General features: G+C 73.3%; 2 protein-coding genes. Both read left to right on the top strand.

Annotated elements, in window-relative coordinates:
* The first annotated feature begins 193 nt into the window (after window positions 1-193).
* On the top strand, window positions 194-1,579 hold the full coding sequence (locus ACTUAL_RS03270; protein ID WP_440899222.1) for a hypothetical protein: 1,386 nt from the start codon (window positions 194-196) through the stop codon (window positions 1,577-1,579).
* 406 nt (window positions 1,580-1,985) lie between these two features.
* Window positions 1,986-2,729, top strand: coding sequence for a DUF4383 domain-containing protein (locus tag ACTUAL_RS03265; RefSeq protein ID WP_440899221.1), 744 nt, complete (start codon window positions 1,986-1,988; stop codon window positions 2,727-2,729).
* Window positions 2,730-2,794: the final 65 nt, after the last annotated feature.

Below are 2,794 nucleotides of genomic sequence, written 5' to 3'. Positions count from 1 at the left end.
GGACGGCTCGGCCCTGATCGCCCCCGAGGAGGTCGCCGCCGTCGAGGTGCGCGACTTCGACGGCAGGACGTTCGTGTCCGTCCCAGTGTGACCCCGGCGCGTCCCGGTCTCCAGAGCGGAGACCGGGACACGATCGGGTGGACCACCGCCCGCTGCGGTGGCCGGGCGGCCCGGCGGTGCACAGCGTTGGGGGGTGGACCCCCAACAGAGCAACCGGGCCGCGTACACCGTGAACCGCGGTCTGTTCGACGCGTTCACCGCGCCCTCCGACAACCCGGCCGTCCAACCGCCGCGCAACCTGCGCAACACGATCCTGTCCCTGTGCCTGCCCGGCTGGGCCGCCCGCCCGCAGGACTTCACCGACGCCTGGTCCCCCGACCACCGCGCGGGCGGCACCGCGACCGCCCGCCGCATCGCCTCCGTCGTCGGCGACGTCCCGAAGGCCGACACCGCCTACACCTCCCCCGGCCACCGCCTCGAGGAGGTCTACGGCTTCGTGGTCGACGCGGAGCTCCAGGTCGGCGAGGCGGACCACGACCAGGAGGCCCGCTACGAGCGCGCCTACCGCGCCCTGCACCGCGCCGAGGAGGTCGCCGACCCCGCCTCCGCCGACTGCCGCACCCACACCGTGCCCACCGACGCGTACCGCGCCTACCTGCGGCACGCCGTCGACCACGACAACGCCCGCGCCGCGCACAACCACGCCCGCCAGCACGGCGAGCTCGCGGAGGAGGAGTTCGACCTGGTCAGGCGGGTGTTCCTGCAGATGGAGCGGGACGGCGGCCGGGAGATCAGGCAGGAGCTGGCGACCCTGGCCACCACCACGCGCAACGTGGTCGCGCGCGCGTTCGCCGACGCCCGCGAGCGGTTCGCGAGCGCCGAGCTGGACCTCGACGGGGTGCCGACGCGGCTGTCCGAGCTGATCCCCGCGGACTGGGCGGTCGGCGGCGGCGTGTGGGGGAGCGCGCGGTACGGGGCCGAGGCGGTCGGGCGGGTGGGCCAGGCCGAGGCCGACGCCTGGGCGTGGCACACCGGCATCGCCGACGGCATCTGGTCGCGGGGCGCCGAGCGCGTCCACTCCGACACCCCGATCGAGGGAATGGAGCTCACGTTCGAGTTCACCTCGGTGGCCGTCTACCGCCCGTGGTTGCAGTTCCTGCTGCTCGGGATGCCCGGCTGGGAGGTGCCCGGCATGGGGCCCGGCGAGCTGTCCCAGGGGCTGCGCGGCGACAACTCCCGGTCCTGGTGGCCGCTGCTGACCACGGCCTTCCTCGCCGTCCGCGACCTGCGGATCCGCGCCGACTGGGGCCCGGCGGACCGGGACCTGATCGCGTCCGCGCGGGAGGGCGCCGCGCTCGGCTGGGGCCCGTTCCAGGTCGCGGGCGAGTACGCGCACCAGCCCCAGGGCGTCCACGACCGGGTGCCCTCCGAGCTGGTCGGCGACGAGCTGGTGGTGCCCGGCGCCCAGGTGGTCGGGGTGCTCGGCCAGGTGGTCCCGTTCAGCCCGCCCGGCCTGACCGAGGTGCTGATCCCGCGCCAGGAGTCGCTGCTCGCGGGCAACGCCTACCTGATCTCCTGACCCCGGTAAACGCTTTGACGGCGGGTCCGGCCGAGTGGATGATCGACGGGTGGGAATCGAACTCGACGCCGCCGTTCGGGCAACGGCGGCGTGCCGGCGTCCCGGCCTCACATGGGGTGGGTCGGACGGGTCCTGACCACGGCGGGACCTGCGCGCGCCCGACGCTGGAACTCCTGGTCGGGCGGGGTGGGAGCGGTTCCGTGAACTCCGCTCCCACCGCCTCGCGGAAATCCCCGGAAAACCCCTACGGAAAACCCCGAAAAATGGTTGAAGCATTTCCGGGGATCGCCTGGAAGATTTCTCGCTCCACTTCGAAGAACCGGAGAAGTTTGTCCTTCGCGAGCCGGGGGTAGTCGTAGGTCGTCCTGAGCCCGACGAGCGGGCTCACGGTCCCACGGAGGGCGTGATGACCCACTCGACCACCACCGGAACCGCCCCCGGTCGCGTCAAGGTCGCAGGTCTGCAACCGGCCCAAGTCCTCACCGCCCTGCTGGCCGTCCTGCTCCTGGCCGCCGGCGTCGTGGGCTTCGTCCGCACCGGCTTTGGCGACTTCGCGGGTGAGGGGCACGCCGAGGTCTTCGGCTTCCACGTCAACCCGCTCCACAACACCGTCCACCTGGCGACCGGCGTCCTGGGCCTGCTCATGGCGAGCGGTTCCGCGCTGTCGCGCCTCTACGGCTGGATCGTCCTGCTGGCCTACGGCGCGGTCACCGCGTGGGGCCTGATGATCACCGGCGTGCTGTCGGTCAACCCGGTCGCCGGCCTCGGCAACCCGCTGGCGATCAACAACGCCGACAACGGCCTGCACGCGGGCCTGGCGATCGCCGGTCTGGTCATCGCGATCCTCCCGGCCCGCCGCAAGATCGTCGTGGACGAGCCCGCGCACCAGCCCGAGATCCACGACGACACCGTCCGGGGCAACCGCTTCGACCAGCCGACGCTGCACCACCCGGCCCCGGAGCGCGACGTGCCCAAGCCCAGGGTCGAGGCCATGGACCCGACGATCGATCCCGCCAAGGTCAACGCGGGCAAGCCCGACGCCCGGTCCGGCGACACCCGCCCGGTGCAGACCCAGGGCGGCGACACCAGGCCCACCCGCACCCAGCCCGTGGACGTGGAGGCCCCCGGCGCGCGGCGCCCGGTGCGCTGAACCACGAGCGCTGAGCACCAGCGCTGAACCACGAGCAGACGAGGGCCCGCTCCTGCGCAGGAGCG

Source organism: Actinosynnema sp. (assembly GCF_052038725.1).
This window is presented reverse-complemented; position numbering and strand designations above follow the sequence as displayed.

Coding starts and splice junctions, on each gene's coding strand:
- ACTUAL_RS03265 (WP_440899221.1), top strand. CDS start 1,986: ATGACCCACTCGACCACCACCGGAACCGCCCCCGGTCGCGTCAAGGTC.